The 25880-nt window shown below is 57.0% G+C and carries 25 protein-coding genes and 1 pseudogene; 10 read left to right on the top strand and 16 right to left on the bottom strand.

Annotated elements, in window-relative coordinates:
* Positions 1 to 12: 12 nt before the first annotated feature.
* Complete coding sequence (gene cpxA, locus SOM40_RS22965) at positions 13 to 1386, bottom strand: envelope stress sensor histidine kinase CpxA (protein ID WP_106995770.1); 1374 nt, start codon at positions 1384 to 1386, stop codon at positions 13 to 15.
* Positions 1383 to 2081, bottom strand: a complete 699-nt coding sequence (gene cpxR, locus SOM40_RS22960; RefSeq protein WP_106995771.1) for an envelope stress response regulator transcription factor CpxR — start codon at positions 2079 to 2081, stop codon at positions 1383 to 1385. The genes cpxA and cpxR overlap by 4 nt, the downstream gene beginning before the upstream one ends.
* A gap of 150 nt (positions 2082 to 2231) precedes the next feature.
* Here cpxR and cpxP point away from each other — a divergent pair, with 150 nt between their 5' ends.
* From cpxP to SOM40_RS22925, 7 genes and pseudogenes are all read left to right on the top strand, one after another.
* Complete coding sequence (cpxP, locus tag SOM40_RS22955; RefSeq protein WP_312190986.1) at positions 2232 to 2732, top strand: cell-envelope stress modulator CpxP; 501 nt, start codon at positions 2232 to 2234, stop codon at positions 2730 to 2732.
* A 153-nt stretch (positions 2733 to 2885) separates the two neighbouring features.
* Positions 2886 to 3800: a CDF family cation-efflux transporter FieF gene (fieF, locus tag SOM40_RS22950; protein ID WP_106995773.1), complete on the top strand. Its 915-nt coding sequence runs from the start codon at positions 2886 to 2888 to the stop codon at positions 3798 to 3800.
* Between the two features lie 164 nt (positions 3801 to 3964).
* Positions 3965 to 4927, top strand: coding sequence for a 6-phosphofructokinase (pfkA, locus tag SOM40_RS22945; protein WP_106995774.1), 963 nt, complete (start codon positions 3965 to 3967; stop codon positions 4925 to 4927).
* Between the two features lie 272 nt (positions 4928 to 5199).
* Positions 5200 to 6189, top strand: a complete 990-nt coding sequence (locus tag SOM40_RS22940; RefSeq protein ID WP_166184862.1) for a sulfate ABC transporter substrate-binding protein — start codon at positions 5200 to 5202, stop codon at positions 6187 to 6189.
* Between the two features lie 105 nt (positions 6190 to 6294).
* Positions 6295 to 7045 (top strand): annotated as a pseudogene (locus SOM40_RS22935) (CDP-diacylglycerol diphosphatase).
* A gap of 73 nt (positions 7046 to 7118) precedes the next feature.
* The gene (locus tag SOM40_RS22930) at positions 7119 to 8423 is read left to right on the top strand and encodes an SLC13 family permease (protein ID WP_320529752.1); all 1305 of its coding nucleotides are present in this window, start codon (positions 7119 to 7121) and stop codon (positions 8421 to 8423) included.
* Between the two features lie 128 nt (positions 8424 to 8551).
* Positions 8552 to 9694, top strand: a complete 1143-nt coding sequence (locus tag SOM40_RS22925; protein WP_422655540.1) for an IS481 family transposase — start codon at positions 8552 to 8554, stop codon at positions 9692 to 9694.
* 80 nt (positions 9695 to 9774) lie between these two features.
* On the opposite strand, the gene tpiA is transcribed toward SOM40_RS22925, so the two are convergent.
* Positions 9775 to 10542, bottom strand: a complete 768-nt coding sequence (gene tpiA / locus SOM40_RS22920; protein ID WP_106995778.1) for a triose-phosphate isomerase — start codon at positions 10540 to 10542, stop codon at positions 9775 to 9777.
* Positions 10543 to 10652: 110 nt separating this feature from the next.
* A complete protein-coding gene (locus SOM40_RS22915; RefSeq protein ID WP_320531161.1) occupies positions 10653 to 11249 on the bottom strand; it encodes a DUF1454 family protein in 597 nt (198 codons plus the stop codon).
* Between the two features lie 112 nt (positions 11250 to 11361).
* On the opposite strand from SOM40_RS22915, the gene SOM40_RS22910 reads away from it, so the two are divergent.
* Positions 11362 to 11781 (top strand): DUF805 domain-containing protein, encoded by a 420-nt coding sequence (locus tag SOM40_RS22910; protein ID WP_106995780.1) that lies wholly within the window; start codon positions 11362 to 11364, stop codon positions 11779 to 11781.
* Here SOM40_RS22910 and fpr read toward each other — a convergent pair whose 3' ends face one another.
* The 4 genes from fpr to SOM40_RS22890 form a co-directional block, all read right to left on the bottom strand.
* Positions 11782 to 12528 (bottom strand): ferredoxin--NADP(+) reductase, encoded by a 747-nt coding sequence (gene fpr / locus SOM40_RS22905; protein ID WP_106995781.1) that lies wholly within the window; start codon positions 12526 to 12528, stop codon positions 11782 to 11784. It lies immediately after the preceding gene.
* Positions 12529 to 12624: 96 nt separating this feature from the next.
* On the bottom strand, positions 12625 to 13635 hold the full coding sequence (glpX, locus tag SOM40_RS22900) for a class II fructose-bisphosphatase (protein ID WP_320531162.1): 1011 nt from the start codon (positions 13633 to 13635) through the stop codon (positions 12625 to 12627).
* A gap of 131 nt (positions 13636 to 13766) precedes the next feature.
* Positions 13767 to 15278 (bottom strand): glycerol kinase GlpK, encoded by a 1512-nt coding sequence (gene glpK / locus SOM40_RS22895; protein ID WP_106995783.1) that lies wholly within the window; start codon positions 15276 to 15278, stop codon positions 13767 to 13769.
* A gap of 21 nt (positions 15279 to 15299) precedes the next feature.
* The gene (locus SOM40_RS22890) at positions 15300 to 16145 is read right to left on the bottom strand and encodes an MIP/aquaporin family protein (protein ID WP_106995784.1); all 846 of its coding nucleotides are present in this window, start codon (positions 16143 to 16145) and stop codon (positions 15300 to 15302) included.
* A 402-nt stretch (positions 16146 to 16547) separates the two neighbouring features.
* On the opposite strand from SOM40_RS22890, the gene zapB reads away from it, so the two are divergent.
* Entirely contained in the window at positions 16548 to 16787 is a 240-nt protein-coding gene (gene zapB / locus SOM40_RS22885) for a septal ring assembly protein ZapB (RefSeq protein WP_106995785.1), read from the top strand.
* Positions 16788 to 16960: 173 nt separating this feature from the next.
* Here the strand turns inward: zapB and rraA are convergent, their stop codons facing one another.
* From rraA to priA, 7 genes are all read right to left on the bottom strand, one after another.
* The gene (gene rraA / locus SOM40_RS22880; RefSeq protein ID WP_106995786.1) at positions 16961 to 17446 is read right to left on the bottom strand and encodes a ribonuclease E activity regulator RraA; all 486 of its coding nucleotides are present in this window, start codon (positions 17444 to 17446) and stop codon (positions 16961 to 16963) included.
* Positions 17447 to 17538: 92 nt separating this feature from the next.
* Complete coding sequence (menA, locus tag SOM40_RS22875) at positions 17539 to 18459, bottom strand: 1,4-dihydroxy-2-naphthoate polyprenyltransferase (protein ID WP_261645399.1); 921 nt, start codon at positions 18457 to 18459, stop codon at positions 17539 to 17541.
* 69 nt (positions 18460 to 18528) lie between these two features.
* Positions 18529 to 19860 carry an ATP-dependent protease ATPase subunit HslU gene (gene hslU, locus SOM40_RS22870; RefSeq protein WP_106995788.1) on the bottom strand — a complete coding sequence of 444 codons (1332 nt, stop codon included), beginning with the start codon at positions 19858 to 19860 and terminating at the stop codon, positions 18529 to 18531.
* Between the two features lie 9 nt (positions 19861 to 19869).
* Positions 19870 to 20400: an ATP-dependent protease subunit HslV gene (gene hslV, locus SOM40_RS22865; RefSeq protein WP_090465309.1), complete on the bottom strand. Its 531-nt coding sequence runs from the start codon at positions 20398 to 20400 to the stop codon at positions 19870 to 19872.
* A 94-nt stretch (positions 20401 to 20494) separates the two neighbouring features.
* Positions 20495 to 21484: a cell division protein FtsN gene (gene ftsN / locus SOM40_RS22860; RefSeq protein ID WP_106995789.1), complete on the bottom strand. Its 990-nt coding sequence runs from the start codon at positions 21482 to 21484 to the stop codon at positions 20495 to 20497.
* Between the two features lie 93 nt (positions 21485 to 21577).
* On the bottom strand, positions 21578 to 22570 hold the full coding sequence (cytR, locus tag SOM40_RS22855) for a DNA-binding transcriptional regulator CytR (RefSeq protein ID WP_501050893.1): 993 nt from the start codon (positions 22568 to 22570) through the stop codon (positions 21578 to 21580).
* A 167-nt stretch (positions 22571 to 22737) separates the two neighbouring features.
* Complete coding sequence (priA, locus tag SOM40_RS22850) at positions 22738 to 24933, bottom strand: primosomal protein N' (protein ID WP_312079781.1); 2196 nt, start codon at positions 24931 to 24933, stop codon at positions 22738 to 22740.
* A 202-nt stretch (positions 24934 to 25135) separates the two neighbouring features.
* On the opposite strand from priA, the gene rpmE reads away from it, so the two are divergent.
* Positions 25136 to 25348: a 50S ribosomal protein L31 gene (rpmE, locus tag SOM40_RS22845; protein ID WP_003862040.1), complete on the top strand. Its 213-nt coding sequence runs from the start codon at positions 25136 to 25138 to the stop codon at positions 25346 to 25348.
* A 48-nt stretch (positions 25349 to 25396) separates the two neighbouring features.
* Here rpmE and metJ read toward each other — a convergent pair whose 3' ends face one another.
* Positions 25397 to 25714: a met regulon transcriptional regulator MetJ gene (gene metJ / locus SOM40_RS22840; protein WP_007369220.1), complete on the bottom strand. Its 318-nt coding sequence runs from the start codon at positions 25712 to 25714 to the stop codon at positions 25397 to 25399.
* Positions 25715 to 25880 lie beyond the last annotated feature (166 nt).

The raw sequence follows: 25880 nt of genomic DNA, 5'->3' as shown, positions 1-25880 counted from the left end.
GGGAGAGGATAATTACGAACGCTTATACAACGGCAGCCAGAGCGTTAAACGCAATCCCCCCAGCGGGCTGTCGTCCGCTTTCACCCAGCCGCGGTGCTGCTGAATAGCGGTTTCGACAATCGCCAGACCCAGCCCGGTACCGCCTGATTCACGGTCACGCGCCTCGTCGGTGCGGTAGAAGGGACGGAAAATCTGCTCGCGATCTTCCGGGCTGACCCCAGGACCATCATCATCGACGTTGATGGTGATACCGTCTTTGTCCACCGAGAACGCCACCTCGATTTTGGTATGCGAATAGCGCAGGGCGTTACGCACGATATTCTCCAGCGCGCTCTCCAGCGTGTTGGGGTTACCGTACAGCGGCCATGGCCCCGGCGGGAAGTTGACGGTGAAGGATTTCCCCATCTGCTCCGCTTCGAATGCCGCGTTATCCAGCACCTCATGCCACAGATGATTGGCTTTCACCGTTTCGCTGACCAGCGCGTTTTTCTGCTGATTGCGGGACATCACCAGCAGGTCGTTGATCATGCTGTCCAGACGATGCGCTTCGGTTTCGATACGCTCCAGCTCTTTGCTCTCACCGCTCCGGCGGCGCAGCAGGGCGGTGCCCAGTTGCAGACGCGTCAGCGGGGTGCGCAGTTCGTGGGAGATATCAGAAAGCAGCCGTTGCTGGGTGGTCATCATCCGCTCCAACGCGGTCACCATCTGGTTAAAGCTGGCACCCGCCGCCAGGAACTCCTGCGGCCCGGCTTCCAGTTCCGGGTGCTGTCGCAGGTTGCCCTGCGCCACTTCATCCGCAGCGTTTTTCAACTTACGCGCCGGTTTCGCCAGGCTCCATGCCAGCCACAGCAGCAGCGGTGAACTCACCAGCATCGTGACAATCAGTAGCAGCAGCGGGCGGTCGAACAGCAGGTTGATAAAGTCGGACTGGGAGTTGCTCGCTGGACGAATCAGGTAGAGCTGATAGTTATCTTCCCCGTCATTGACGGAGAATGGCCCCACCATCTCTACCCGACCATATTTTTTCTTTTGCGGATGATCGGCGTTATCCGCCTGGCCAATGAAGTTGCGGATGATCTGCATTTCATTGCGATCGGCCCCAATCACGCGGCCTTCGCTGGTGACCAGCAGCAGGCGTTGTCCGGGCGGCGCCCATTTTTCGATAGCGCGAAACAGCCTGCGCCACCACATCAAATCATTGGGCGGATCGATGGCCAGCTCTGCTTCCACGTGCTGCTCGATCATCACACCCTGACGTTGCTCGCTGTCGAGGAGCTCCGTCATCTGGCGTGAGTCGAGTTTAGGTAACATCAAAACCAGCATTAAAACGAGTGCCAGCGTCAGCCAGAAGATGGCAAAGATGCGGGCGGTTAAACTGCCTATCATGAAGCGGACACCATCAGATAGCCGCGTCCACGCAGGGTTTTAAACCACGGGTGACCATCCTTGCGCTCCGGTAATTTGCGGCGCAGGTTGGAGATGTGCATATCAATCGCACGGTCAAACGGGGTCAGGCGTTTACCCAGCACTTCCTGGCTCAGATGTTCACGCGATACCACCTGGCCCAGATGCTGCGCCAGCAGATAAAGCAGGGTGAATTCGGTGCCGGTGAGTTCCAGCGCCTGGCCATCGAAGCTGGCTTCCTGGCGGCCCGGATTGAGGCTCAGGGAGTCGACTTCCAGCGTCGGCGAGCCGTTGTCGGTGTTCTGCTGCTGCTCGCTCCAGTGAGAACGGCGCAGGATCGCCCGAATACGCGCCACAAGTTCACGGTCGTTAAAAGGTTTAGGCAGATAGTCATCGGCACCCAGCTCAAGGCCCAATACACGATCGAGTTCGCTGCCGCGCGCGGTCAGCATAATGACTGGGGTCTGGTGCGTCTGGCGCAGCTCTTTAAGGGTGTCGATACCGTTCTTCTTCGGCATCATGACGTCGAGCAAAAGCAAGTCGATGCTATCGTCGAGCTGACTCAGCGCCTGCTCCCCGTCGTGGGCCACCGACACGTCAAAGCCTTCCATGTCGAGCAACTCCTTTAAAAGGGATGTCAGCTCTCGGTCATCATCAACTAACAGGATTTTATTCATTGTTTAAATACCTCCGAGGCAGAAATTACGTCATCAAGGCTATCTAATCCATGACTTTACGTTGTTTTACACCCCCTGACGCATGTTTGCAGCCTGAATCGTAGACTGTCTCTCGTTGAATCGCGACACGAAAGATTTTGGGAGTAAGTGATGCGCAAAGTTACCGCTGCCGTCATGGCCTCAACGCTGGCGTTTAGTGCATTTAGCCAGGCTGCTGGAGTCATCACCGGCGATAACCGCCCCTCAACGGAGGGCATCGCGCAGCAGAGTGGCCAGGGCCATATGTTCGACGGCATAAGTTTAACCGAACATCAGCGTCAACAGATGCGAGATCTTATGCAGCGGGCTCGTCATGACCAGCCCCCTGTTAATGTTAGCGAAATGGAGACAATGCACCGCCTTGTCACCGCAGAAAATTTTGACGAAAGCGCTGTGCGCGCTCAGGCAGATAAAATGGCGCAGGAGCAGGTTGCCCGACAGGTCGAAATGGCCAAGGTCCGCAACCAGATGTTTCACCTGCTAACGCCCGAGCAGCAAGCGGTTTTGAACCAGAAACACCAGCAACGGATGGATCAGTTGCGGGAGGTTGCACGGATGCAAAAGAACGCTGAATCGACGCTTTTTAGTAGCAATACCCGTAGTAACCAGTAGACCCTGTTTTCCTTGCCATAGACACCATCCCTGTCTTCCCCCTCATGATGAGGGGGTTTTTTTTGCCCATCATTCAAACGTCGTAACCGTTTATTCATCTTAATGCCTCCTCTGCATCCGTTATACTAGCGGCATAGCATGACAGGAGTGTTTATGAATCAATCCTATGGGCGGCTGGTAAGCCGGGCCGCAATCGCTGCGACGATCATGGCGTCGTGCCTGTTAGTGATTAAAATTTTCGCATGGTGGTATACCGGTTCAGTCAGTATTCTGGCGGCGCTGGTCGATTCTCTGGTGGATATTGCCGCCTCGGTCACTAATCTGTGGGTAGTGCGCTACTCCCTGCAGCCAGCGGATGAAGAGCATACGTTTGGTCACGGCAAAGCGGAATCGCTGGCGGCGCTGGCGCAAAGCATGTTTATTTCCGGTTCGGCGCTGTTCCTCTTTTTAACCGGCATTCAGCACCTGTATACCCCATCGCCGATGAAAGATCCCGGGGTCGGCGTGGTGGTGACGGTTATTGCACTTATTAGCACATTGGTTCTGGTAACGTTCCAGCGCTGGGTTGTGCGTAAAACACAAAGTCAGGCGGTACGGGCCGATATGCTTCATTATCAGTCTGATGTTATGATGAACGGCGCGATCCTGGTTGCGCTCGGTCTGGCCTGGTATGGCTGGCACCGGGCCGATGCACTGTTTGCATTAGGGATTGGCTTTTATATTTTATACAGTGCGTTGCGCATGGGGTACGAGGCGGTGCAATCGCTTCTCGATCGCGCCTTGCCAGACGCAGAACGGCATGAAATCTTTGAAATTGTGACCTCCTGGCCAGGCGTCAGCGGTGCTCACGATCTTCGCACGCGGCAGTCAGGGCCGACCCGCTTTATTCAGATTCATTTAGAAATGGAAGATAACCTGCCGCTGGTTCAGGCACATCTGGTGGCTGAGCAGGTGGAGCAGGCGATTTTGCAGCGTTTCCCGGGGTCAGACGTCATTATCCACCAGGATCCCTGCTCAGTCGTACCTAAGCCAGGCAATGGACATTTGAGCTTTCGTAATTCGTTGTAAAAAAGTGAACCAGGCCAGCATTTTGTGGAAAAATAACCGCCATATGGCCTGACCTGAATCAATTCAGCTGGAAGTGATTGATATACTATTTGCAGTATTCGTTGGTCGTCAGAAGTCTTCCGGCAACAGATTTCATTTTTGCATTCCTAAGTTCAGAGGTAGTCATGATTAAGAAAATCGGTGTGTTGACAAGCGGCGGTGATGCGCCCGGCATGAACGCAGCAATTCGTGGCGTAGTTCGTGCTGCGTTGACGGAAGGTCTGGAAGTTTTTGGTATCTATGACGGTTATCTGGGCCTGTATGAAGATCGCATGGTGCAGCTCGACCGCTACAGTGTCTCCGACATGATTAACCGCGGCGGTACCTTCCTCGGTTCCGCGCGTTTCCCGGAATTCCGCGAAGAGCGCATCCGTGAAGTGGCTATCGAGAACATGAAAAAACGCGGCCTCGACGCGCTGGTGGTTATCGGTGGTGACGGCTCCTATATGGGCGCAAAACGCCTGACTGAAATGGGCTTCCCGTGCATCGGTCTGCCAGGCACCATCGACAACGACATCAAGGGCACCGACTACACCATCGGTTTCTTCACTGCTCTGGGCACCGTGGTTGAAGCGATTGACCGTCTGCGCGACACCTCTTCTTCACACCAGCGTATCTCCATCGTTGAAGTGATGGGCCGCTACTGTGGCGACCTGACCCTGGCAGCAGCCATTGCTGGCGGCTGTGAGTTCGTGGTGGTGCCGGAAGTCGAATTCAGCCGTGAAGACCTGGTTGCGGAAATCAAAGCCGGGATCGCTAAAGGTAAAAAACACGCCATCGTGGCGATCACCGAGCACATCTGCGACATCGAAGAGCTGGCACGCTACATCGAAACCGAAACCAAACGCGAAACCCGCGCCACGGTTCTCGGCCACATCCAGCGCGGCGGCTCCCCGGGTCCTTACGACCGTATCCTGGCCTCCCGTATGGGCGCGTACTCTATTGAGTTGCTGCAGCAGGGCTTCGGCGGCCGTTGCGTCGGGATTCAGAACGAAAAACTGGTTCACCATGACATCATCGACGCCATCGAAAGCATGAAGCGTCCGTTCAAAGGTGACTGGCTGGACTGCGCGAAAAAACTGTACTAATCAGCGATTTGTTGCCGGGTGGCGGCCTACTGGATTTGTGCAGTCTGATGCCCTCACCCCAGCCCTCTCCCACGGGAGAGGGTGAAAACACTAAAAACGGTAACCCTGGGTTACCGTTTTGCTTTTACCTTGAAGCCGCCACCCGGCTTTTTTACACCCATCGCCTGATTTTTATTCCTCTACGTTATAGCCAATCTTTTTTTATTCTTTAATCATTGGTTCGCTTTCTGGCACGCTGCACTCATCAAACACAATATTAAGAGAGTGGGACGATGAACAAATGGGGCGTGGGGTTAACTTTACTGCTGGCATCGACCAGCGTTCTGGCAAAGGATATCCAGTTACTGAACGTGTCTTACGATCCGACACGTGAGCTGTACGACCAGTACAACAAGGCGTTCGCCGCTCACTGGAAACAGGAAACCGGCGATAACGTGGTGATCCGCCAGTCGCACGGTGGCTCCGGTAAGCAGGCGACCTCGGTCATCAACGGTATCGAAGCCGATGTGGTGACCCTGGCGCTGGCATATGACGTGGACGCTATCGCGGAACGCGGTCGTATTGATAAAAACTGGATCAAACGTCTGCCAGACAACTCTGCGCCATACACCTCCACCATCGTTTTCCTCGTGCGTAAAGGCAACCCGAAACAGATCCACGACTGGAACGACCTGGTTAAACCGGGCGTGTCGGTCATCACCCCGAACCCAAAAAGCTCCGGCGGCGCACGCTGGAACTATCTGGCCGCCTGGGGTTACGCTCTGCACCAGAACAATGGCGACCAGGCTAAAGCCCAGGATTTCGTGAAGTCGCTGTTTAAAAACGTTGAAGTGCTGGACTCCGGCGCGCGCGGTTCTACCAACACCTTTGTGGAACGCGGTATTGGCGATGTGCTGATTGCGTGGGAAAACGAAGCCCTGCTGGCGACCAACGAGCTGGGTAAAGACAAGTTTGAAATCGTGACCCCAAGCGAATCCATTCTGGCTGAGCCGACCGTCTCTGTGGTCGACAAAGTAGCGGACAAGAAAGGCACCAGGGCCGTGGCGGAAGCCTACCTGAAGTATCTCTACACCCCGGAAGGCCAGGAGATCGCCGCGAAGAATTTCTACCGTCCACGTGATGAAGCGGTGGCGAAGAAGTATGAAAACGAATTCCCGAAACTGAAGCTGTTCACCATCGATCAGGTGTTCGGCGGCTGGACCAAAGCGCAGAAAGATCACTTCTCGAATGGCGGTACTTTCGATGAGATCAGCAAGCGTTAATCATCCATAGCGTTTGAAAGCCCGGCAGAATCATACTGTCGGGCTTTTTTGTTTGTCATTAAAGTGCGTTACTCTTTTGGTTCAACCGAAAACAGGGAACGCGTCATGAAAAAAGCCGTTTTACTCCTCCTGGCGCTGGTGGTGGTGACGAGTGTCATCGTCGGTGTCTGGTTCAAGACCGCCGGTCATCCTGATGCGTTACGCCATATTGTTCTCGACCAGTGTCTGCCCGGACAGCTGCAACACCGCAATCCCGCCCCCTGTGCCCAGGTAAAGCCCGATGCAGGCTACGTGGTCTTCAAGGATCGCAACGGCCCGCTGCAGTATCTGCTGATGCCAACGTACCGGATCAATGGCAGCGAAAGCCCCCTGCTGACGAAGGCGCAGACCCCCCAACTTCTTCTGGCTGGCATGGCAGGCGCGCAGTTTTATGCGTCTGAAGCACGGCGCGGAGATACCCAACAGCGCGGTATCGCTGGCCATTAATTCGCGGGCCGGGCGCACGCAAAATCATTTTCATATCCATATCTCCTGCCTGCGCCCGGACGTGCGCGAGAAGCTCAATGCTAATCAGGGAAAAATCAGCACCCAATGGCTGCCGTTCCCCGGCGGGCTGGAAGGGCACGAGTATCTGGCGCGTCGGGTGACGGAAGCGGAGCTGGTGAAACGCAGCCCATTCATGATGCTGGCTGAAGAGGTTCCTGATGCGCGCAAGCATATGGGGCGCTACGGTATGGCGATGGCCCAGCAGGCGGATGGGTCGTTTATCCTGCTGGCAACCGAGCGCAATCTGCTGACGTTTAACCTCGCCTCGGCTGAGGAATTGCAGGATCATCAATGCGATATCCTGCAGTGACCCCACCATAAATAGCGTTTACTCCCGCAGCCTGCCGCCGTAGACTTGCTGAAAAATTCTACAGGAGACAGGCATGTCGCTCTGGTTCACTCACCCGCTGTTTCTGCCCTCGCTGATTATCGTCGTCACCATCATCCTGTGGGCAACCTCCCTGCTGCCGGAATTTCTCACCGCGCTGCTGTTCTTTACCGCGGCGATGATCGCTAAAATTGCGCCGCCGGAGGTGATCTTCGGCGGCTTTGCCTCGTCGGCATTCTGGCTGGTGTTCAGCGGATTTGTGCTGGGGGTGGCGATCCGCAAAACCGGGCTGGCGGACAGGGCGGCGCGGGCGCTGTCGTCCAGGCTCAACGACTCCTGGCCGCTGATGGTGGCCAGCGTGGTGCTGCTCACCTATGCATTGGCATTTGTAATGCCCTCCAACATGGGGCGCATCGCGCTGCTGATGCCGATTGTGGCGGCGATGGCGAAGCGGGCCGGTATTGCCGACGGCTCCCGGGCGTGGTTTGGTCTGGCGCTGGCGGTGGGCTTTGGCACCTTCCAGCTGTCGGCCACTATCCTCCCGGCCAACGTGCCCAACCTGGTGATGAGCGGGGCGGCCGAAGGCTCGTACGGTATTCATCTCAACTATGTCCCATACCTGCTGCTGCACACGCCGGTGCTGGGCATTCTTAAGGGCCTGATTCTGATCGGCCTGATCTGCTGGCTGTTCCCTGGCGCCCCAAAACCAGTGAAGGATCTGACGCCGCCGGCGCCCATGGGTCGTGATGAAAAGCGTCTCGCCTGGCTGCTGGCGCTGGTGCTGGTGATGTGGGTGACGGAGAGCTGGCACGGGATTGGTCCGGCGTGGACCGGGCTTGCGGCGTCGTTGGTGGTGATGTTGCCGCGGATCGGTTTTATCACCGGGGAGGAGTTCTCGGCCGGGGTGAACATGCGGACCTGTATTTACGTGGCGGGCATCCTTGGACTGGCGATCACCGTAACACAGACCGGGATCGGCAGTGCGGTGGGCGAGGCGCTGATGCGGGTGATGCCGCTGGATGCCGATGCGCCGTTCACCAGTTTCCTTGCGCTGACCGGCATTACCACCGCGCTGAATTTCATCATGACCGCCAACGGTGTTCCGGCGCTGTACACCACCCTGGCGCAAAGCTTCTCGGACGCCACCGGCTTCCCGTTATTGTCGGTAATTATGATTCAGGTACTGGGGTACTCCACACCGCTGCTGCCGTATCAGGCGTCACCGATTGTGGTAGCGATGGGGCTGGGGAGGGTGCCTGCCCGGGCGGGGATGCTGCTCTGCCTGGCGCTGGCGGTGGCAACGTATCTGGTGCTGCTGCCGCTGGACTATCTGTGGTTTAGTGTTCTGGGGAAATTGTAGTTCAGTGCGGTCTGTTCCCCTCACCCTTGCCCTCTCCCCTGTACGGTCCGGGGACATCATGAACACTTGTTCGGGGACATGGTAGACACTTACAACTGAGGCATAAGAACCCGTTTATGGAGTCGCTTATGCCCTGGGATGCGAGAGATACCATGTCATTACGTACCGAGTTTGTATTGTTCGCCTCGCAGGACGGGGCGAACATCCGCGCACTGTGCCGTCACTACGGCATCTCACCTGCCACCGGCTACAAGTGGCTTCATCGCTGGACTGAGGACGGTTTATCCGGCCTTCAGGATCGTCCCCGTACGCCCCGTCATTCCCCCAACCGTTCATCAGACGACATCGCTGACCTGCTGCGGATGGCCCATGCCCGTCATGAACGCTGGGGCGCCCGCAAGATCAAGCGCTGGCTGGAAGACCAGGGCCACCGCATGCCCGCCTTCAGCACCGTCCATAACCTGATGGCCCGCCACGGCCTGCTGCCGGGTGTGGCACCGGGCGTTCCGGCCACAGGCCGGTTCGAACATGAGGCCCCGAACCGGCTCTGGCAGATGGATTTCAAGGGCCACTTTCCCTTCGGCGGCGGGCGCTGCCATCCGCTCACCCTGCTGGACGACCACTCCCGTTTTTCCCTGTGCCTGATGCACTGCCCCGATGAACGGCGTGAGACCGTGCAGCAGCAACTGGTCGGGGTGTTTGAACGCTACGGCCTGCCGGACCGGATGACGATGGACAACGGCGCACCCTGGGGCGACACCACCGGCACCTGGACGGCGCTTGAGCTGTGGCTGATGCGCCAGGGGATACGGGTGGGCCACTCCCGGCCCTACCATCCGCAGACCCAGGGCAAGCTGGAGCGTTTTCACCGCAGCCTGAAGGCGGAAGTCCTGCAGGGTAAGTGGTTCGCGGACAGCAGCGAGCTGCAGCGCGCCTTCGACCACTGGCGGACGGTGTATAACCTCGAACGGCCCCATGAGGGGCTGGATATGGCGGTTCCGGCCTCACGCTACCAGCCGTCCGTGCGGCAGTACCGCAGCCACACCACACCGCCGGAATACGACGGGGGCGTGATGGTCAGGAAGGTGGATATCAGCGGGAAGCTGAGCGTGAAGGGTGTCAGTCTGAGCGCGGGCAAGGCGTTCAGGGGCGAGCAGGTGGGGCTGAGGGAGACACAGGAGGACGGTTGTTACGAGGTGTGGTGGTACAGCACGAAAGTGGGGGTGATCGACCTGAAGAAAAAGTCGATCACCATGGGTAAAGGATGTTAAAAAGTGTTCACCATGTCCCCGAACACCTGTCTACCATGTCCCCGGACCGTACACCCCATAGGGGAGAGGGATGAAGGCGATTACGCCTGTTTAGCCGCTTCTGCTGCTTTAACGATCACCGCGAAAGCGTCTGCTTTCAGGGATGCGCCGCCAACCAGCGCGCCGTCGATGTCCGGCTGGGTGAACAGCTCAGCGGCGTTCGCTGCGTTTACGGAACCGCCGTACTGGATGATCACTTGCTCAGCCACTTTCGCGTCTGCTTTAGCAATGTGGTCACGGATGAATTTGTGAACTGCCTGAGCCTGCGCTGGGGTGGCAGATTTGCCGGTACCGATCGCCCATACTGGCTCGTAAGCAATAACCGCGCCTTCGAACGCGCTCGCGCCCTGAGTGGTCAGCACGGCGTCGATCTGACGTGCGCAGACTTCTTCCGTTTTGCCCGCTTCGTTTTCGGCTTCGGTTTCACCGATGCACAGAACCGGGATCAGACCCTGCTCTTTCAGCACAGCGAATTTTTTAGCGATGAATTCGTCGGACTCTTTGTGGTAAGTACGACGCTCAGAGTGGCCGATGATGATGTATTTCGCGCCGATATCTTTCAGCATTTCAGCGGAAGTTTCACCGGTGAACGCGCCAGACAGGTTAACGTCAACGTTCTGTGCACCCAGAACGATGTGGCTGCCGTCTGCGGCATGTTTAGCCATATCCAGGTACATGTCCGGCGGAGCGATCGCAACAGCACAGCCCGTCACGCCAGCCAGCTCTTTACGCAGGTTCGCTACCAGCTCGTTTACCATGTGGCGGCTGCCGTTCAGTTTCCAGTTACCCATCACTAAAGGATGTCGCATTTCAATTCTCCACGCTCAAGAGCGAATTAAGGAATATGGCCACCCGGCTGGGCAGCATGGTCTGTGAATCAGTATAGAGATTTTCCCTCGAAAGGCTTTGCTTTTTGTCATTAATTCGCCCCGCCGAGGGTCTCAGATAACGCCAGCTTAATCGGTTCAACAGCGAAGGTCAGCCCCTTTTCGCCGTTATCTGCCACTACATAGCGAACCGCGCCTTCCATTTCGGCGTAGTAACGTTTGTTTTTACCGGCAGCCAGCAGCTTTTGCAGCTTTTGCTGGCTTTGTGATTTGGTCAACGCCGGGGTAAACGCCCGTAAAATGGCGCTCATGTACTCCAGCGCTTTGGCTTTGGCGGCTTTCTGCTCCGGCCCCTGGATCGGCAACCAGGTGATCTGCATGCTCTTGATTTTGAGCGTTCCGCGTTCCAGCGCCGTTGAAGCGTACAAATTCTCATTAATTTTGCTGGCGGCGCGGGTCAGATTGGGGGTATCGCGGGCGCCATCTATGGCGCGAAACTCATTCAGCGACAAAGTGGGGTTATCGCTGTTGAAGCCCTCGCGGAACAGGCTAATGGATTGATCAAACGACGGCGCGCCCGGCATCACATAGGGAGCGGTTGCCGGTGCGGATGTCTCAGCAGCGCGCAGAGAAACGCTCGCGCACGACAGTGTTAAACCCAGCCAAATAAGGTGAAACCACATCTTCATCAATAAAGTCTCTGAATGTTACTGTGACGATTAAAACGATATCTGGCTGGCTTGTCAAAAGGATGCGACTCCAGGGTAAACTACGCTCCGCAATGATAATAAGGAACCTGGCATGACCATACAGCAGTGGTTGTTTTCATTCAAAGGGCGTATTGGACGCCGTGATTTCTGGATCTGGATTGGCGTATGGATTGTCGCCATGCTGGGTCTGTTTATTCTTGCCAATAACGCGTGGCTAAATACCCAGACGGCGGCATTCGCGCTGGTTTCGCTGCTGTGGCCGACCGCGGCGGTATTAGTGAAACGTCTGCACGATCGGGGGCGCTCGGGGCTATGGGCGCTGCTGGTAGTGCTGGCGTGGATGCTACTGGCGGGCAACTGGTCGATGCTGCCTTCCATGCTGCCGTGGGTGGTTGGCAGGCTGATCCCGACCATTATTTTTGTGATGATTATTGTCGACCTGGGCGCGTTTGTGGGCACCCAGGGCGAGAACAAATACGGCAAAGATACGATCGACGTAAAGTACCGTTAATTACCAGTAGTGCTCTGCAGTCATATGGCCCGGCCGACGGCGTAAATGCTTGGTCATCTGCCGGGTCTCTTTCAGCAGCTGTTGGGTGTCGCGCACCATCTGCGGGTTGCCGCACAGCATCACATGGCTGGTCTCGGCGGTCATCGGCAGGCCAACGGCAGCTTCCAGTTCACCGTTTTCAATCAGCGCCGGTACGCGTCCGGTCAGGGAACCTGGCACCGTTTCGCGGCTCACCACCGTCTGAATTTTCACTTTCCCTTCATAGCGCTTCTGCAGTTCCAGCATCTGTGGCAGATAGCTCAGATCAGCGGCATAGCGTGCGGCATGTACCAGCACGATGTTTTTAAAACGTTCCAGGTCTTTCCCGTATTGCAGGATCGACAGATACGGGCCAATGGCGGTACCGGTCGCCAGCATCCACAGAGTGTCGCAGTCCGGAACTTCCTCAAGCACGAAGAAACCAGCGGCTTCGCTGACGATCTGGATCTCATCGTCTGGTTTGAGGGCCGCCAGGCGCGGGCTGAGTTTGCCATCGGGGACGGTGACAAGATAGAACTCGAGATCCGGGTTATCCGGCGCGTTGACATAGGAGTAGGCGCGCTGCACGCGTTCGCCGTCGATTTCCAGCCCCAGCTTGGCAAATTGCCCGGCCGTAAAGGGATGAATGGGCGCATGGACGGTGAGACTAAATAGCGCATCGGTCCAGAACTCTACCTTTTTGACTTTACCTGTTACCCAGTCTGCCATGATGTTCTCCTGTGCTGATCTCGGGTTCTATCTTCCTTACCTGAGAGGGAGATTTCCAGCCCGTGGGGGCCGGAAAGCTCAATTGATCAAATGGTTTTACAGAATGTGGGTCTGCACGTCGGGATCTTTGCGGTCGAGATAGTGAATCGACTGAATGCGGCGAATGGTGCGTGATTTACCGCGGATCAGCAGCGTTTCGGTGGTGGCCATATTGCCTTTGCGGGTGATGCCGTCCAGCAGGTCGCCTTTGGTGATGCCGGTGGCCGAGAAGATGACGTTATCGTTGCGCGCCATATCATCGAGACGCAGCACGGTATTGGCCTCGATGCCCATTGCGGCACAGCGGACCAGCTCCTGCTCACCGATACGGCGGTTCTCTTCGCTGTCGCCTTTCACGTCGTGACGGGCCAGCAGACGCCCCTGCATATCGCCGTCGAGAGCACGGATCACCGCGGCGGAAACCACCCCTTCCGGCGCGCCGCCGATGCCATACAGCACGTCGACTTCGCTGTCCGGCATGCAGGTGAGGATAGAGGCCGCCACGTCACCATCGGGAATAGCAAAGACGCGCACACCCAGCTGCTGCATGTGGGCAATCGTTACATCATGACGCGGTTTTGCCAGGATGGTGACCGTCAGTTCGCTCAGCGGTTTATTGAGCGCGGCGGCGATATTGCGCAGGTTATCCGCCAGCGGCAGATTGAGATCGATAACCCCTTTGGCGCCCGGCCCGACAATCAGCTTCTCCATATACATATCGGGCGCATTGAGGAAGGTGCCTTTATCGCCCACGGCCAGCACGGCCAGGGCGTTAGCCTGCCCCATGGCGGTCATGCGGGTGCCTTCAATCGGGTCGACGGCAATATCCACCGCGTCGCCGTTGCCGGTTCCGACTTTCTCACCGATAAACAGCATTGGTGCTTCGTCGATTTCGCCTTCGCCAATCACGATGGTGCCGTCGATGTTGACCTGGTTAAGCACAATGCGCATGGCATGGACGGCGGCACCGTCGGCGATATTTTTGTCGCCACGGCCAAGCCACTTGTAGCCTGCCAGGGCGGCGGCTTCGGTCACGCGGGAGAATTCGATAGCAAGTTCACGTTTCATGGGGTACTCGTGCGGTCAAAAGGAATTGCACGAAGTTTATCACAGAGTGGGGTGGGGTGCGGGCTGGGGACCCGCGAGGGTGTTCCAATTCCCTCTCCCCTTTGGGGAGAGGGTTAGGGTGAGGGGAACTATTAGGACTCGTCGTGCTCTTCCCACGCCAGGGCGCGTTTCACGGCTTTCTTCCAGCCGCTGTAACGGTAGTTGCGTTCGGTGGTTTCGATGCCCGGGCGGAATTCACGCTCGATGACCGCTTTCTCCTGCAGCTCATCCAGGTTCTGCCAGAAGCCGACCGCCAGACCGGCAAGGTAAGCCGCCCCCAGCGCCGTTACTTCACGCACTTCCGGGCGCTCCACGCGGGTGCCCAGAATGTCAGACTGGAACTGCATCAGGAAGTTGTTAGCCACCGCGCCGCCGTCGACACGCAGGGCGTGCAGACGAATGCCGGAGTCAGCCTGCATCGCTTCCAGCACGTCACGGGTCTGATAGGCAATCGACTCCAGCGTGGCGCGGATAATGTGGTTAGAGTTCACCCCACGCGTCAGGCCGAAAATCGCCCCGCGGGCATACGGATCCCAGTATGGCGCGCCCAGACCGGTAAAGGCCGGTACCACATACACCCCGTTGGTGTCTTTCACCTTGGTGGCGAAATACTCCGAGTCGAAGGCATCGCTGATAAGCTTCATCTCGTCGCGCAGCCACTGAATCGAGGCCCCGGCCATAAATACCGCGCCTTCGAGGGCGTAGTTCACTTCCCCGCGCGGGCCGCAGGCGATGGTGGTCAGCAGGCCATGCTCTGATTTCACCGCCTTCTCGCCGGTATTCATCAGCATGAAGCAGCCGGTGCCGTAGGTATTTTTCGCCATCCCTTCTTTGACGCACAGCTGGCCAAACAGCGCCGCCTGCTGGTCGCCGGCGATCCCGGCAATCGGAATACGGGTGCCGCCTTTACCGCCGATGTTGGTCTGGCCGTACACTTCAGACGATTTACGCACCTGCGGCAGCATGGCACGCGGGATGTCCAACGCGTCCAGCATTTTGTCATCCCAGTCCAGCTCATGGATGTTGAACAGCATGGTGCGCGAGGCGTTGGTGTAATCGGTGACGTGAACGCGCCCCTGGGTCATCTTCCAGATAAGCCAGGTGTCCACGGTGCCGAACAGCAGTTCGCCGCGTTTGGCGCGCTCGCGGGAGCCTTCAACGTGGTCAAGGATCCATTTCACCTTGGTGCCGGAGAAGTACGGGTCCACCACCAGGCCGGTGGCGCTGCGCACGTACTCTTCCATGCCGTCTCGCTTGAGTTTCTCGCAGATATCCGCGGTACGGCGGCACTGCCAGACGATGGCGTTATAAATCGGCTTACCGGTTTCGCGTTCCCAGACAATGGCGGTTTCACGCTGGTTGGTGATGCCAATTGCCGCAATCTCGTCGGAACTGATATCCGCTTTCGCCAGCACTTCAACCAGCGTTGAACTTTGCGATGCCCAGATCTCCATCGGGTCGTGTTCAACCCAGCCTGGCTTAGGGTAGATTTGCTCGAATTCGCGCTGTGACACGCTGACGATGTTCGCGTCATGATCCATAACGACAGCGCGGGAGCTGGTCGTGCCCTGGTCGAGCGCAACGATATATTTTTTGTCAGTCATTTTATGAGTCCCGTAGTCAGATTACAGCGAAGCTTTTGATTCAGTCGGGGAGAGGCTTTTCTTCTCCTCAACCACACAGGTGTCGCACGGCAGATGGCGTCCAATTAGCTTACGATAGCCGAATGCGCCCAGCGATGCCCCAACGATCGGGCCGAACAGCGGCACCAGGAAGTAGGGAATATCTTTCGCGCCGGTAAAGGCCACATCGCCCCAGCCCGCGAAGAAGGCAAAGGTCTTTGGCCCCAGGTCACGCGCCGGGTTCATGGCGAAGCCCGTCAGCGGCCCCATGGACGCACCGATCACCGCAATCAGTAAACCGATCAGCAGCGGTGCCAGCGGCCCGCGCGGAATGCCGTTGCCATCATCACCCAGCGCCATGATGACGCCCATCAGAATAGCGGTGATCACCATCTCCACCGCGAAGGCCTGCACAAAGTTAATGTGCGGATTCGGATAGGTTGAGAAGATACCCGCCAGGTCAAGGCTCTCGACGCTGCCGCGTACCATATGGTGTGTCTGTTCGAAGTCAGCAAACAGATTGTAATAGAGCCCGTAAACTAACGCTGCGGCGCAAAAGGCACCGGCAAACTGCGCCACAATAAAGGGAACAACCTTGCGTTTGTCGAAGCAGGCAAACAGCCACAGCGCGATGGTTACCGCAGGGTTGAGATGGGCACCTGAAACACCTGCCGTCAGGTAGATGGCCATCGCCACCCCCAGACCCCAGATGATGCTGATCTCCCACTGACCGAAGCTGGCGCCCGCCACTTTGAGCGCCGCCACGCATCCTACGCCAAAGAAAATCAACAACCCAGTACCCAGGAACTCTGCGATGCACTGGCCTTTTAAGGTTGATGTTTCACTCATAATCGGATCCTGAAAGAATAATAATGGTTATTGTCATCGCGCCGATCGTCACAATCGCCACGATGTCCTGTAGTCACAGTGTTAATTTATCGTTAACGAGCAAAAACGAGAAATATCGAACTTAAAATGTGTGTGCCGCGTCAACAAAATGAGCGATAACGCGCCATTAAGTGTGCGTTAGCGTTTACAGGCCAGGACGGGACGAAGCATTCCATTAACTAAAGTGTTAACAATTTAGGGGTATATGACGCGAACGCACCAGGAGGAGGCTGAAAAGTGTTGCAAACCGCAATCTGCGCGGTCTGCCGCTGGACAGGGAGGGCGGGGCTCCATACAATCGACACCAGGTGTTGTGCGCGTTTATGTCAAGCGTCGCCTTGCAAATTCAGGAGAGGTAGCATTATGTCGTTAGAAGTGTTTGAGAAACTGGAATCGAAAGTACAGCAGGCGATTGATACCATCACCCTGCTGCAGATGGAAATCGAAGAGCTGAAAGAAAAAAACAACGCGCTGTCGCAGGAAATTCAGACTGCCCAGCACGGTCGCGAAGAGCTGGAGCGTGAAAACCACCACCTGCGCGAACAGCAGACTGGCTGGCAGGATCGTCTGCATGCTCTGCTGGGACGTATGGAAGAGGTCTAATTCCCGTCATCTTTCACGTCGTAGCGGCGTTGGCTGCACGCATTCACCCCAGTCACATAGATATCTATGTTTCTGGGGATTCATTTGCTTGCCGCCTTGCTACACCGCGAAAGCTATAGGGAATAAGCAGAATTTGTAGGCCGGGTAAGGCGAAGCCGCCACCCGGCTTTTTATTACTCAATATCCAGCGGATCTTCAGACAGGATAATGCCGGTGTTATCGGCATACAGATGGTCGCCGGAGAAGAACGTCACCCCGCCGAAATTGACGCGCACGTCGCTTTCGCCAATGCCATCACCTGCGGCACCCACCGGAATAGCGGCAATGGCCTGAATACCGATGTCCAGCTCTTCGAGGTCATCTACCTGGCGCACCGCGCCATAGACCACCATGCCTTCCCACTCGTTTTGCGTGGCGAGACGGGCAAGTTCTGCATCGATTAATGCGCGACGCACGGAGCCGCCGCCGTCGATCAGCAGGATGCGACCACGGCCGTTCTGTTCGAACAGATCGTACAGCAACCCGTTGTCCTCAAAACATTTCACCGTGATGATCTGTCCGCCAAACGACGACCGTCCTCCAAAGTTGGAAAACAGCGGTTCTACGACGTTAACATCTTCCTGGTAGATGTCACAAAGCTCAGAGGTATCGTATTTCATAGGCTTAAGGTTCAGTTGCTGCGAGTGATTTCAGTATATCGCGCGAAACGCATTGTTGGCAAAATCATCAATTGTTAATTGATATTTGTCAGCTAACGTAGCGTCTGGCTAAGCACAATCCCAATCACGAACAACAGGTTAGTCAGTAACGCCCCTTTTACCGTGCGTTCCAGCATTGGCGGCATCGCCGAGGCGCTCTGCTCGCGCATGACGAAACGCGCCTGTTTGACCAGCGGCGGCGTGGCAAGCACAAACAGCCAGCCCCAGACGCTGTGCAGCGATATCAGGTTAAACAGCGCCAGACAGAGCAAGGCGCCCATCAGCAGGCAGGCGTGATAGCGGCGCGCATTCACCGGCCCCAGACGCACCGCCAGGGTGTTTTTCCCGTTCAGCCGATCGCTGTCGATATCGCGCAGGTTGTTAATATTCAGCACCGCCGTCGCCAGCATGCCGCAGGCGGTGGCCGGCAGGACCAGAGCAGGGATCAGCGTATGCGCCTGCAGATACCAGCTGCCCATCACGCTCAGCCAGCCGAAGAATACCAGCACCGAAATATCGCCCAGCCCGATGTAACCGTAAGGGCGAGTACCGACGGTATAGGTGATCGCCGCGATAATCGCCAGCAGACCCAACACCAGGAAGCCAACCGCATCCGCCGGGGTTTTACAGGCCACCAGCACCAGCGCAATCCCGGAAAGACAAATCAGCACCACGGTGATAATCAGCGCTTTCTTCATCTGCGCCTGGGTGATCACCCCTTTCTGCATCCCGCGCAAGGGCCCGATACGGTCGGGCTTATCGCTACCTTTGACGGCATCGCCATAATCGTTGGCAAGATTGGAGAGGATTTGCAGTAGCCCGGCGGTGATCAGCGCCAGCGCCGCCACCAGGGGATCGAAATGTCCCTGCCACCACGCGAGGGCCGTACCCACTACAATGGCGGCGAAGGCGAGAGGAAGGGTTTTAGGGCGCAGGCTTTCCAGCCAGGCACGCGTACGGCTGATTTCTGTCATAGGATTATTAGCCAATAAAAATGGGGCTTTTCAGCCCCATCATCAGTGATGAAAATGCAATGACCGCGATTATAAGATAAAACGGCTCAGATCTTCATCTGCTACTAAAGCATCAAGGTGCTTACTCACATAGTCAGCATCGATGGTAATGCTTTGACCATTCAGGTCGCTCGCATCATAAGAGATGTCTTCCATCAGGCGTTCCAGCACGGTGTGCAGACGACGCGCACCGATGTTTTCGGTGGTTTCGTTAACCTGCCATGCCGCCTGGGCGATACGCTTGATACCGTCTTCGGTGAACTCAATGTTCACACCTTCAGTGGCCATCAGCGCTTTGTACTGCACGGTGATAGAGGCGTTTGGCTCGGTCAGGATGCGCTCGAAGTCTTCGGTAGTCAGCGCCTGCAGCTCAACGCGAATTGGCAGACGACCCTGCAGCTCCGGGATCAGATCAGACGGCTTCGCCACCTGGAATGCACCAGAAGCGATAAACAGAATGTGGTCGGTTTTCACCATGCCGTGCTTGGTGGAGACGGTGCAGCCTTCAACCAGCGGCAGCAGATCGCGCTGTACGCCTTCACGGGAGACATCCGGACCGTTGGATTCACCGCGCTTACAGATTTTATCGATCTCATCGATAAACACGATACCGTGCTGTTCAACGGCGTCGATGGCATCCTGCTTCAGCTCTTCCGGGTTCACCAGTTTCGCCGCTTCTTCTTCAATCAGCAGCTTCATCGCGTCTTTGATTTTCAGCTTACGCGGCTTCTGCTTCTGCCCGCCCAGGTTCTGGAACATGGACTGCAGCTGGCTGGTCATCTCTTCCATGCCCGGAGGTGACATGATTTCCACGCCCATTGGCGCAGCGGCGAGATCGATCTCAATCTCTTTGTCATCCAACTGGCCTTCACGCAGTTTTTTGCGGAATGCCTGGCGTGCGGCGGACGGCTCAGCAGGTTGTTCGTTCTGGCCCCAGTTATTTTTCGCCGGTGGGATCAGCACATCCAGGATGCGCTCTTCCGCCATCTCTTCGGCGCGATAGCGATTTTTCTCGATAGACTGGACGCGCACCATTTTAATCGCAGAATCGGTCAGATCGCGGATGATAGAGTCCACTTCTTTACCGACATAACCTACTTCGGTGAACTTGGTCGCTTCGACTTTGATGAACGGCGCATTAGCCAGTTTCGCCAGACGACGGGCGATCTCGGTTTTACCGACACCGGTCGGGCCGATCATCAGAATGTTTTTCGGTGTGACTTCGTGGCGCAGCAATTCATCCAGCTGCATACGACGCCAGCGGTTACGCAGGGCAATTGCCACCGAACGCTTGGCGTTATCCTGGCCGATAATGTGTTTGTTCAGTTCGCTGACAATTTCGCGTGGGGTCATTTCAGACATGGGAGATCCTTACGCTTTTGAGTTCAATTCTTCGATGGTATGGAAGTGGTTGGTGTAGATGCAGATATCGCCTGCAATACCCAACGCCTTCTCGGCAATTTCACGAGCGCTCAGCTCGGTATTTTCCAGTAACGCGCGCGCAGCGGCCTGGGCGTACGGGCCGCCGGAGCCGATCGCAATCAGATCGTTTTCTGGCTGCACCACGTCACCGTTACCGGTGATGATCAGCGAGGCATTTTCATCGGCCACCGCCAGCAGCGCTTCAAGCTTGCGCAGCATACGGTCGGTACGCCAGTCTTTCGCCAGCTCAACGGCGGCTTTTACCAGATGGCCTTGGTGCATTTCCAGTTTGCGTTCAAACAGTTCAAACAGCGTGAAGGCGTCAGCAGTACCGCCTGCAAAACCGGCGATCACTTTGTCGTTATACAGACGACGCACTTTTTTCACGTTGCCTTTCATGACGGTATTACCCAGTGTGGCCTGGCCATCACCGGCAATCACCACCTGGCCGTTACGGCGTACACTTACTATTGTTGTCACGAGCAGACCCCCTGGTTACAAAATCGGGAAACAGAAGCCCTGAGCCAGTGCTCAGGGCTGAATAGAATGATAGATGGGGGGGATTTTGGGGGTTTCAACCCCCGGAGGCGAGTCGAATGCAGTTTGTGTGACCTGCCATCTTCAGACGAGAGATGGTGCCATCGGCATTGTCTTTGCCTTTGACCGGGCCAATCACCACGCGATTCCAGCCGTTGTTGGTGGTGATGCGTGAATCAAAACCTTCGAAAGCCAGCTGCGCACGCACGGTTTCTGCCTGCTCTGCGCCTTTGAAGGAGCCGCACTGCACCATCCAGCGGCGTTCGTCTTTCTTCTCAGCCGTCGGCTTTGGCGCCTCGGTCTCTCTGGTGATCGGCGCGGCCTGCTGCGTTTTCGGCGCCTGGGCGGTGGTATGCGCCGGGGTCTGCAACAGATCCTGATACGGCTGATTTTGCTTAGACGGCTGCGCTTTTGGCTGCTGAACCGGCTGAGTCTGGGCGGTACGCGGTTGTTCCGTCACGCGCGGTTGCGTTTTCGGCTGCTGTACCGTCTGGCTCTGCGCCCACTGCTGTTGTTGTTGCTGTTGCTGCTGAGCTTGTTGCTGTGCCTGGCGCTGACGCTGTAGCTGCAGCGTTTGCTGGCGCTGTGCTGGCGTCTGCTCATTCCACGGCACTTCGTTGAGCTGGGTAGGCTGCTGGCGCATATCGGCCTGCATCTGTGCCAGCAGCTGACGCTGTTCGTTGGTTAACTGGGTAGGATCTTTCACCTCGCCACCGGCAGACGGTTCTGTCGGCGCACGCACGCCCGGCTGGCGGCTCTCAAGCTCTTTAATATAGCGCCAGCGCTCTTCCGGTTTCGGCGGTAAGCCATTGCCGACAACTTTATTGCCCTGCAGCGCTTCTGCTTCTTCTTTTTTATGGTGCGTAATGAACCAGAGGCCGCCGATGAATGCCACCAGTACTGCCGCCGCAATCGCGACCATGGCAGGCGAGACCGCAGGCATGCTGCGTTGCGGTTTCCGTGAGCTACTCTTTTTGCGTCGCGAAGGTGCCGGCTGGCCGCGACGTACATAATCTCGTTGTGCCACTATCGTTTCGCTGTATTTATTCGTTTGTCAGCCCGTCATGTTACTTAAGCGACGGGCCTTTGACCAGATGAGGACGTCTGAAAGGCGGTGGCTTTACGTTAGCGCCTGGGTTGAACCGCGAACAATCAATTCACAGTCCAGTAAACGGGAGCCGCTGCTGACCGTTTGACCGTTCAGTTGATCCAGTAACAACAGCATCGCTTCCCGGCCTATCTCATAGCGCGGCTGCGCCACGGTCGTGAGCGGTGGATCGCAAAACTCAGACAGGGAAATGTTATCGAAGCCAATGATGGAGAGATCTTTCGGCACATTCAGGCCATGGCGCTTGGCATACGAGAGCGCGCCCAACGCCATCACGTCGCTGTGACAGAACACTGCGGTTGGCGGCTGTGGCAGCGAGAGCAGTTTTTCCAGCGCCAGCCCGCCTGCGGCATAGGTAAAATCGCCCCGGGCAATGTAGTGCGGATCGACCGTCGCCCCGGTACGGCGCAGCGCCTGAACGTAACCCTGCAGGCGATAATGGCACAGCGGCATCTCTTCCGGCCCGGCGATACAGCCGATGCGCTTATGGCCCAGCTCCTGCAGATAGTTCACGGCATTAAACGCGGCGGTGAGGTTGTCGATGTGAACGGTAGGCAGTTCCAGCTCAGGGGCGAATTCGTTGGCCATCACCATCGGCGGCAGATTGCGCTGCTCTTCAATGCTGGCATCGAAGGGCAGACGTGAGCCGAGCAGCAGCATGCCGTCGATCTGCTTGGTAATAATCAGGTCAATGAAGGTTTTTTCCTGCTGATTCTGGTGCGCGCAGTCGCCAATCAGCACCAGGTAGCCCTGTGCCGCGGCGGTCACTTCGATGCCGCGGATAATTTCGCTGAAAAAGGGATCGCAGATGTCGGGCACAATGACCAGGATGGTGCGGGATTCGTTACGTTTGACGTTACGTCCCATCGCCTGAGGCAGATAACCGACCTCCAGCGCAGCCTGCTCAACACGATTACGTGTGGTCTGAGAGACTTTATCGGGATTCATTAAGGCTCGGGATACCGTTGCCGTTGAGACTTTTGCTTTCAGGGCAACATCTTTCATGGTCGCTGAGGCGACCTCTTTCCTGGACTTCAACCTCTTCTCCTCGCCGGCGTATCACCGCTCTTCTGACTGAGTCAGTTTTATCAGATTGCGAATGGAAGCGGTTACAGAATTTTCATAAAAAGTGTGAGGCATGTTTAATTTTTCGATCCGCCTCCCACCATTTTTTAGCTTTCGATAGGATCGACGTCCAGCACCCACTTCACTTTGCGCGCTTCTGGCAGCGTGTTAATTAATGCTAACGTTCCGCTGACGATATGCTGCAAGCGGATTCGGGAAGGGTGTTGCAGCAGAATTTGCCAGCGATAACGGCCCCCACGTTTCGGGGCCAGCGCCGGAACCGGGCCTAAAATCCACAGCTGATTATCCACCAGCGGGCTGGCCTGCAGCAGGTTGCGCAGCTGCTGGAGGAACAGCGGTGCCTGCTGGTTGTTGTGATCCTCGGCGCGGATAATCACATGGCTGGTCCACGGCGGGAGCTGCAGAGTCTGGCGTTCGGCCAGCGCCTGCTCGGCGAAGGCGTCGTAGCCTTTATGCAGCAGGGTTTGCAGCAGCGGGTGTTCGGGATGGTGGGTTTGCAGCACCACCTCGCCCTGCTTACCGGCACGCCCGGCGCGGCCTGCCACCTGGGTGTAGAGCTGGGCGAAGCGCTCTGCGGAACGGAAATCCGCCGAGAAGAGCGCGCCGTCAACGTCCAGCAGCGCCACCAGGGTCACGTCCGGGAAATGATGCCCTTTCGCCAGCATCTGGGTGCCAATCAGGATCCGCGCGCCGCCGCGATGGACTTCCGCCAACTGCTGCTCCAGCGCGCCCTTGCGGCTGGTGGTATCGCGGTCGATACGCGAGATCGCCACGCCCGGGAAGAAAGGCGTTAACGCCTGTTCCAGCTGCTCGGTGCCCAGCCCGACCGGCACCATATGCGTCGAGCCGCAGGAGGGACACTGACGTGGGATCGGGCGCTGGCTGTCGCAGTGGTGGCAGCGCAGGTGGTGCTGGGCCTGATGCAGGGTATAGTAGTGATCGCAGCGCGGGCATTCGGCTATCCAGCCGCAGTCATGGCACAGCAGCGCCGGGGCAAAGCCGCGACGGTTGAGAAACAGGATCACCTGGTTGTTGGCCTGCAGGTGCTGACGCATGCGGGTAATCAACGCCGGGGCTAATCCCGCCTGCACCTGCTGACCTTTCAGATCCAACACATGCTGCACGGCGGGACGCGCATTCCCCGCCCGGCGCGTCAGGCGCAGCATATGGTATTTGCGCTGGCGCACGTTGTGCAGCGTCTCCAGCGCCGGCGTGGCCGAGCCGAGAATAATCGGGATCTGCTCGCTGTGGGCGCGGTACACCGCCAGGTCGCGGGCGTGATAGCGCCAGCCTTCCTGCTGTTTATAGGAGCTGTCGTGCTCTTCGTCGATAACGATCACGCCCAGATTCTTAAACGGCGTGAACAGGGAGGACCGGGTGCCAATCACAATCGCCGCTTCGCCGTTGCGGGCTTTCAGCCAGGCGCTGAGGCGCTCGCTGTCGTTTAAACCGGAGTGCAGCACCTCCACCGGGGCGTTAAACCGCTCGCGAAAACGGGCGATGGTCTGTGGGGTAAGGCCGATTTCCGGGACCATCACCAGGGCCTGCTTCCCCTGCGCTAGCACGTTTTCCAGCACGCTCAGATAGACTTCGGTCTTACCGGAGCCGGTAACGCCCGCCAGCAGCCAGGCCGAGAAGCGATCGGACGCGCTGTGGATCGCCCCGACGGCGGTGGCCTGTTCGGTATTGAGACGCAGGCGGTCACCCGCCACGCTAAAGCCGTCGCGCCAGTCGACCAGCGCAGGCGCTTCGCAGGCCAGCTCGCTCAGCCCCTTTTTGCGTAAGCCCTGCAGCGCCGCGTCGTTAAAATCGAGGCTCTCGACCTGATGACGCCAGATCCTGCCCTGACGCAATGCCGCCAGGGCCTGCTGCTGTTTCGGGGAGCGTTTCAGGCTGTTGATATCCACCGCCTGGCCCTGCTCGGTGGCAAACCAGTACCACATCGGCGCGTGGCTGGCGTTTTTGCCCTGCCGCAGCAGAATGGGCAGAGCGTGAAACAGCACGTCGCCAATGGGATGGTGATAGTAGTCGGCGGCCCACAGCAGCAGGCGCCAGACGCTGGGAGAGAAGACCGGCTCGTCGTCCAGCACCTCCACCACGCTTTTCAGTTCCGCGAGGGGCAGCTCACTTTGCTGGCTCACGGAAACCACAATGCCTATCCGCTGCTGTTTGCCAAACGGCACCGTCACGCGACAGCCCGCTTTGGCCTGCATGTTATCTGGCAGCAGGTAATCAAAGGTACGGGGAAGCGGAACGGGCAGGGCAACGTGAGCAACGGGCATCGAATCTTCCTGACTTGAAAAGTGGCGCGTTAGTATACACATTAGTGAAAGGCGGCGGGCGGATCAGTTTGCATACCCTGGTTAAATTCTGTATGATTCGCCGCCTTTGGTGCACTTTGCATCAAAGAACTTACATTCAACATCGCGTGGTGTCTGGCGTTAGGGCTGGAAGAGCGACGCGGCCTTAACTGAGGTTCTCCCCATGAAAAAAGATATCCATCCTAAATACGAAATGATTACTGCTAACTGTTCTTGCGGTAACTCTATCCAGATCCGCTCCACCGTGGGTCACGATCTGAACCTGGACGTGTGCGGCAAATGCCACCCGTTCTACACTGGTAAGCAGCGTGATGTTGCAACCGGTGGCCGTGTTGACCGCTTCAACAAGCGTTTCAGCATCCCGGGCGCGAAATAAGCATCCCGAAAAAAAAGCGCCGCAAGGCGCTTTTTTTATATCTGCAAATCAGTATTCCCACGTATCCGGGTCGATACCCAGCTCACGCATGATCACCTTCGCCTCTTCCGGAATTTCATCACTACGCTCTTTGCGCAGGTCTTCATCGTTCGGCAACGGTTGACCGGTAAACGCGTGCAGGAACGCTTCGCACAGCAGTTCGCTGTTGGTAGCGTGACGCAGGTTATTCACCTGACGACGCGTGCGTTCATCGGTGAGGATCTTTAACACCTTCAGAGGAATGGAAACCGTAATTTTCTTTACTTGTTCACTCTTCTTACCGTGCTCAGCGTATGGGCTGATATATTCGCCGCTCCATTCAGCCATGAGATACCTTTAATCCTCTCTGTCATTAATATGAGGCCGACACCGCAGCGGTTCGCCGGGTTTCGCGCCATAATCTTGCGTAGTTTACCGTAGAGACGTCACCGTGACACGGATATTGCCTCTGGGTTATGCGCTAAAGCATGTAATTTTAACGGCTATTTGCGTA

It is taken from the genome of Leclercia sp. CFBP8987, from assembly GCF_034044995.2.
Lineage (GTDB): Bacteria > Pseudomonadota > Gammaproteobacteria > Enterobacterales > Enterobacteriaceae > Enterobacter > Enterobacter tamurae.
The sequence above is the reverse complement of the archived record's forward strand: the minus strand, read 5'-3'. Positions and strand labels throughout refer to the sequence as shown.